The organism is Bifidobacterium sp. LH_419 (assembly GCF_056356955.1).
In genome coordinates this window covers 40588-47197 of record NZ_JBKEVG010000017.1, presented here as the reverse complement: position 1 = coordinate 47197, position 6610 = coordinate 40588, and the positions used below count along the sequence as shown (strand labels likewise).

Genomic DNA, 6610 nt, shown 5'->3' with positions numbered 1-6610 from the left:
CGGGAATCGGACTGGCAATCATTGACTATAAAGAAGTAAGTAGTACAACACACTCTTGAGTTCTCAAACCACCACCACGCCGACAGGCAGACCAACCCAACCAGAAGAAGGGGAATCAGCCCGCCGCGCCGAGCGGCAACAGACGAACAATCTACATGAACTCCCACCACAACGCAAACCCGCATGACAAAACCACGCCGAAATCGTTGCAACGACGGCGTTCCACCGGCGTGTCGCAACACGCACGAAACCACGCCGGAACCATCCTCCGACGCGCTCCGCGCGCCACCTCCCGCCAGCGGGAGGAAACACACCAACACACCACCCACAGAATAAACCCACGACGAGCGGCCCCACACACACAGTCCACACCACGGACACACCACGGGCGTATACCTGTGGGTATGACGAAGAAGATCGCAGTCCTGACCGGCGCAGGCATCTCCACATCCGCCGGAATCCCCGATTTCCGCGGTCCGGATGGCGTGTGGACCAAGCATCCGGATCAGATGAGCGTGTACGACATCGACGCGTTCCTCACCGACAAGGAAGCGCGCGAATACTCGTGGCGCTGGCAGAAGGAGTCGCCCGTGTGGAACGCACAGCCGGGCGTCGCGCACAAGGCGCTCGTCAAACTCGAGAAGGCGGGCATGCTCACGCTGCTCGCCACGCAGAACTTCGACGCGCTGCATGAGAAGGCCGGCAACAGCCCAAGCATCATCGTGAACCTGCACGGCACCATCGGCACCTCGCACTGCATGAAATGCCATGCGAAGTACAGCACGGCGGACATCATGGCCCGTCTTGACGAGGAACCGGATCCGCGCTGCCACCGCACGCTCAAATATCAGGGCGACATGCCCTGCAACGGCATGATCAAGACGGACGTCGTCTACTTCGGCGAGGCACTGCCCGACGGTGCGATGGAGAAATCCTACAAGCTCGCCTCGCAGGCCGACGAGCTGTGGGTGATCGGCTCGACGCTGGAGGTGTTCCCCGCCGCGAGCATCGTACCGGTCGCCGCGCAGGCGGGCGTGCCGATCACCATCATGAACATGGGCCGCACGCAGTACGACCGTCTCGCCGACCGCCTTATCCACGACGACATCGCCGTCGCGCTGCCGAAACTCGTCGACGAAACGATCGCCGCGAACAGCTGAACCACCGCAGACCGTATATCAACGCGTTTCTTAGGTACATACGACGTTCCCTAGGTAGGTGAATCGGCAAGAGGGGTGTTGCAACCATCACGTTGCAACACCCCTCCGCGTATGGAGCCGGACAGAACCTAGGAAACGGCCAACCTACCTAAGAAACGACATCGCTCCCAGCCAGCTCTCCCCAGTCGGCTCAGCCGACGGCCCAACCGCAATCGCACTCAGTAGATGCGCTTCGGCTGGAAGCCTTCGGCGCGCAACGCGGCGAGGATGCGGTCGATGTGGTCGGGGCCGTTGGTCTCGACGGTCACGCCGAGCGACACCGCGTTCGTGTAGTGGCCGGAAGCCTTGAACTGGTCGTGGTCGAGCGCGATCACGTTGGCGCGTTCGCGCGCGAGCAGCGAGGCGACCTTGACAAGCTGGCCCGGCGTATCCGGCAGCTCCACCTCGAAGTTCATGATGCGGCCGCGGGCGATCATGCCCTTCTGGATGACCGCGCCCATCGTCACCGTGTCGATGTTGCCGCCGGACATGATCGGCACGACCACGTGCGGGCCGGGAGCGGAGGCGAACTTGCGCGAACGCAGGTTGAGATGTTCGAGCGCGGCGAGCGACACCGCACCTGCCGCCTCGACGACCAGCTTGTGCTTCTCGAGCATGAGCAGAATCATCTCGTTGATGTCGCGCTCGGTGACGGTGACGAGATCGTCGAGGAACTCGTTGAGCAGCGCATACGGCAGATCGCCCGGATGCTTGACGGCGACGCCCTCGGCGGAGGTGACGACCTGATCCGCCTCGGTGACTCGGCCTGCGGCGAACGAGTTCTTCCACGCGGGGCTACCTTCCGGAATCGCGCCGATCACGCGCACTTCCGGCTTGAACGTCTTGATGGCGAGCGCGACGCCGGCACCGAGACCGCCGCCGCCAAGCGGCACGACCACGTCGGTCACGTTCGGCACGTCTTCGAGGATCTCCAGACCGATGGTGCCCTGGCCGCAGATGACCTCGTAGTCGTCGAACGGCGGCACGTAGATCATGCCTTCCTTCTCGCTCAGTTCGGCGGCGTGTGCGGCGGCCTCGTCGAAGACGTCGCCGTAGAGGACGACGTCGGCGCCATACGCCTTGGTGGCGTCCACCTTGAGCGGCGGGGTGATGGTCGGCATGCAGATCGTCGCTTTGGCGCCACGTTCGCGCGCCGCGTAGGCGACACCCTGCGCGTGGTTGCCGGCGGAGGCGGTGACGATGCCGCGCGCCAGCTCCTCGTCGGAGAGGGAGGCGATCTTGTTGTACGCGCCGCGGATCTTGAACGAGCCGGTGACCTGCAGGTTCTCCGGCTTGAGCAGAATCTCGTGTCCGGTCATCTCGCTCAGCGCGGGAGACGGGATGATTTCGGTGTGGCGCGCGGTCCCCTTCAACCGCTCGGCGGCCTTCTTGAGTTCGGCCGCATGGTCACGCTGCAATGCTTTGAGGACGTCTTTCTGTTCCATAGTGCGTATTGTAGGCGGGCACACGGCCGGAGCATGGCCGTGTGCCCGCCTAGCGAATCGACGCGAAATCGACGAGGAATCGACGGCGAACCGTCAAAGAACCGTCAGAGCCGCACGACGACGCCTTCCCACGGGTCGAGCTCGCGGTTGGCGAGCGAGACGACGGCGTGGGACGCGCCATAGGTACTGATCACGATGTCGTGCTCGGTGACGCCGTTGTCGACCAAGGCATACGCTTCGGCCGACAAATCGACGGTGCGGCCAGACAGGTTGACGGCGACGAGCAGCGTGCCGCCAGCCACTCCCGGTGCGCTTTCGAGCGAACGCGTGAACGCGTAGACGTTCGGGTCGTCCGCGTCGATCAGTGTCCAGTCGCCGGCCGCGACGACCGGATCGTCGTGCCGCAACGCGATGAGCCGCTTGTAGAACGCGTACACGGAGTCGGGGTCGTCGAATTCGGCGGCCGCGTTGATGCCGACATGGTTCGGATTGACGCCGATCCACGGTTCGACCGGGGCGTCGGGCGTGGTGAAGCCGGCGTACTTGGACGCATCCCACTGCATAGGAGTGCGGGCGTTGTCGCGGCTGATGAGTTCCAGCGACGCCATCATCGATTCGGCGGATTGGATCTTCGCTTCCTCGACGCGCTGACGGAACGCGTTAATTGATTCGAGATCCCTGTACTGGTCGAGCGACGTGAAGTGCGCGTTGGTCATGCCGAGCTCTTCGCCCTGGTAGATGTACGGGGTGCCGCGGTGCATGTGCAGGAGCAGGCCGAAGGCCTTGGCGGAACGCACGCGCGCCTCCTCGCTGGTGTCGTCGCCCCAACGGGACACGATGCGCGGCTGGTCGTGGTTGCAGAAGAACAGGCTGGCCCAGCCGGCGTTCCTGACGGCGGCCTGCTGGTTCGCCAGCACGCCGCGCAGCCACGGGGTGCGGAACGGGACGAGCTCCCACTTGGAGCGTCCTTCGCCTTCGCCCATGTGGTCGAAGAGGAAGAGCATGTCGAGTTCCTTGTTCGCCGGGTTGGTGATGTGCTCGTTGCGTTCCGGGGTGATGCCCGGCGCCTCGCCGACGGTCATGAAGCCGTCGCGCCCTTCGAACACCTCGCGGCGCATTTCGGCGAGGAACTCGTCCTGACGCGGACCGTCCGCGCAGAACGGGTTCGGGCTCGAGTAGCCTTCCTCGCCGACCGGAAGGTCCTCGAGTTCGGAGCCGGCTTCGCCGGGCAGGCGTCCGGACGCGTCGGTGCGCTTGGAGATCAGGGTGATGACATCCATACGGAAGCCGTCGATGCCGCGATCGAGCCACCAGTTCATCATGTCGTACACGGCATGGCGCACAGCCGGGTTCTCCCAGTTGAGGTCGGGCTGCTTCTTCGAGAACTGGTGCAGGTAGTATTCGCCGCGTTCCGGGCAGTACTCCCATGCGGAGCCGCCGAAGTAGGAGCCCCACTGGTTCGGTTCGGCACCGGGCGTGCCGGGCTCGAAGCCCGGACGCGCGGGACGCCACCAGTACCAGTCGGCGTGCGGGTCGTCGGGGTTCTTGGAGGCTTCGAACCACGCGTGCTCGTCGGAGGTGTGGTTGACGACGAGGTCCATCACGATCTTGAGACCGCGCTTGTGCGCTTCGGCGAGCAGCTCGTCCATGTCGTCGAGCGTGCCGAACAGCAGGTCGATGTCGCGGTAATCGGAGATGTCGTAGCCGTTGTCGTCCTGCGGGGACTTGTAGACCGGGGAGAGCCACAGCACGTCGACGCCGAGGTCGGCGAGATAGTCGAGGCGTGAGGTGATGCCCTTGAGATCGCCGAAGCCGTCGCCGTTCGTGTCCTGGAACGAACGCGGGTAGATCTGGTAGACCACGGCGTTCGTCCACCACGGGTTCGGGGTGGCGCCGTTCGTGCGGATGGCGTCGGGCAGGTTCTCACGGTTGAAAGCGGTCATCGTCGACTCCTTGGTAGGTTGCGTTCCTACCGAACAGGATAGGATTCCACGATTTTCATTCCCATCGGAAAGTCTTCCGGGCGCGGCGGAAAGAAATAGCGACAGGGCGTTCATGCGACGATGACCTCTCGCCGAAGAAGTCGGCGAGAGGTCATCGTGGTCTGAGGCGTCGTCCACTCCCGACACCCTTCGATTGCGGGTTCTCCGCTACTTGACCGCTCCACGCATCACGCCACCGATTACCCACTTCTGGGCGAAGACGTAGACGATGATGATCGGAGCCATGGCCATCAGGTAGCTGGAGAAAGCCATCGGATAGTTGGTGGCGAACTGGGAGCTGAAGACGTACTGAGCCAGCGGGATCGTCTGATTGGACTGGTCGGTCAGGACGATGAGCGGCAGGAGGAAGTCGTTCCACGCCCACAGCGCGGTGGTGATGGCGATCGTGGCGTTGATCGGGCTCATCAGCGGGAAGATGATCTTCCAGAAGATGCGCCACGTACCGGCACCGTCAATACGTGCGGCCTCCTCGAGCGAAACTGGAATCGACCGGATGAAGCCCGTCGCAATGAACAGGTTCGTGCCGAGACCCAGCACCATGTACAGCAGGATCAGGCCGACCTGATTGTCGAGATGCCACGAGCCCATCTGCTTGGCGATCGGCAGCATGACGACCGGGAACGGCACGAACATGGCCGCGATGAAGAAGTAGTACAGGAAGCGGAAGAACCGCTTGTCCATGTTACGGGCCACCGCATACGCAACGAACGTGTTGGTCAGAAGGGTCAGCACGACGGCGGCGACGGTGATGATCGCCGAGTTGAGCGCGGCCTTCGGATAGTTGACCTTGGCGGACGCGTCGGCGAAATTGTGCCACTCCCACGTGGTCGGCAGCGAGAACGTGCCGGCCTCGGCGGGGGTCTTCAGTGCGGTGACGATCGTGAAATAGAGCGGGATCAGGATCGTCAGGGACAGGACCGCGACGGCGGCCGTGAGCCACCAGTTGATGTTGTGGTCCTTGCGGAACTTCTCGGACTTGACACCCGACTTGACGGCGGATTCAGACACTGCGGCACTCATGACACTCACACCTTTTCCTTGCTGCCGAAGAACTTGAGCTGGATGAACGCGATGATCGCGAGGACGATGAAGAAGAGCACGGCGTTAGCGGTCTGGTACGCGTACTCGCCACCGGTCAGGCCGCCCTTCCAGATGAGATAGGTCACGGTCTCGGTGGCGGAGTTCGGACCGCCGTCGGTCAGGGCGACCACCTGGTCGAACGTGCCGAGCGCGTTCTTCATGGACAGGACGAGGTTGATGGTGAAGAACGGTCCGATCAGCGGGAAGGTGATCTTCCAGAACTTCTGCCAGGCGTTGACGCCGTCAAGCGCCGCGGCCTCGTAGATTTCGTCGTCGATTGTCTGCAGGCCGGCAAGGTACAGCAGCACGGAGTAGGCGACACCCTGCCAGACGGCGAGGAAGACAATCGGCACCCACGAATACTGCTCGCTGGTGATCAGCGATTCGGACAGCCATGCGATGCCAAGGGTTTTACCCAGGGCCGGCAGCGGGTTCATGAAGATGTACTTGAACACGTAGCCGATGACCAGCACGGACAGCGTGTAGGGCACGAAGAAGATCGCGCGGAAGCCGTTCTTGAACGCGATCTTGCCGTTCAGCGCGACCGCGACGAACATCGCGATGACGTTGATGAGGATGGTGATCGCCACGGCGATGAGGAACGTGAACAGATAGGCGTGGCCCACGCGGTTGTCTTGGAACAAGGCGATGTAGTTCTTGATGCCGATGAAGTCGTAGTCACCATAGCCTTGCGAATTGGTGAACGAATACATCACGCCCTGTAGGAACGGCACGTACAGGAAGATGGCGAAGACGATGGCGGCGGGCACGGCCATCCAGTAGAAAGCGTGGTCGACCTTGCGGTCGGAGAACGCAGAACGCTTCCGCGCGCTCTTCGCGTGGCTGGCGGGTTTCGTTGCGGTTGTCATGTTCTCTCTCCTTC

General features: G+C 62.8%; 5 protein-coding genes. 1 reads left to right on the top strand and 4 read right to left on the bottom strand.

The features are described 5' to 3' along the window. Positions 1 to 404: 404 nt before the first annotated feature. Positions 405 to 1160 carry a Sir2 family NAD-dependent protein deacetylase gene (locus AC1AYX_RS09585; RefSeq protein WP_476503260.1) on the top strand — a complete coding sequence of 252 codons (756 nt, stop codon included), beginning with the start codon at positions 405 to 407 and terminating at the stop codon, positions 1158 to 1160. 218 nt (positions 1161 to 1378) lie between these two features. Here the strand turns inward: AC1AYX_RS09585 and ilvA are convergent, their stop codons facing one another. From ilvA to AC1AYX_RS09565, 4 genes are all read right to left on the bottom strand, one after another. Beyond that, positions 1379 to 2644 (bottom strand): threonine ammonia-lyase, encoded by a 1266-nt coding sequence (gene ilvA, locus AC1AYX_RS09580; protein ID WP_476503259.1) that lies wholly within the window; start codon positions 2642 to 2644, stop codon positions 1379 to 1381. 104 nt (positions 2645 to 2748) lie between these two features. Next, complete coding sequence (locus AC1AYX_RS09575) at positions 2749 to 4587, bottom strand: glycoside hydrolase family 13 protein (protein WP_476503258.1); 1839 nt, start codon at positions 4585 to 4587, stop codon at positions 2749 to 2751. A gap of 207 nt (positions 4588 to 4794) precedes the next feature. After that, on the bottom strand, positions 4795 to 5667 hold the full coding sequence (locus AC1AYX_RS09570; protein ID WP_476503257.1) for a carbohydrate ABC transporter permease: 873 nt from the start codon (positions 5665 to 5667) through the stop codon (positions 4795 to 4797). Positions 5668 to 5672: 5 nt separating this feature from the next. Further along, positions 5673 to 6596, bottom strand: coding sequence for a carbohydrate ABC transporter permease (locus AC1AYX_RS09565; protein ID WP_476503256.1), 924 nt, complete (start codon positions 6594 to 6596; stop codon positions 5673 to 5675). Positions 6597 to 6610 lie beyond the last annotated feature (14 nt).

Excerpts from the sequence above, each read along its gene's own strand:
- AC1AYX_RS09585 (WP_476503260.1), top strand. The coding sequence starts at position 405 with ATGACGAAGAAGATCGCAGTCCTGACCGGCGCAGGCATCTCCACATCC.
- ilvA (WP_476503259.1), bottom strand. The coding sequence starts at position 2,644 with ATGGAACAGAAAGACGTCCTCAAAGCATTGCAGCGTGACCATGCGGCC.
- AC1AYX_RS09575 (WP_476503258.1), bottom strand. The coding sequence starts at position 4,587 with ATGACCGCTTTCAACCGTGAGAACCTGCCCGACGCCATCCGCACGAAC.
- AC1AYX_RS09570 (WP_476503257.1), bottom strand. The coding sequence starts at position 5,667 with ATGAGTGCCGCAGTGTCTGAATCCGCCGTCAAGTCGGGTGTCAAGTCC.
- AC1AYX_RS09565 (WP_476503256.1), bottom strand. The coding sequence starts at position 6,596 with ATGACAACCGCAACGAAACCCGCCAGCCACGCGAAGAGCGCGCGGAAG.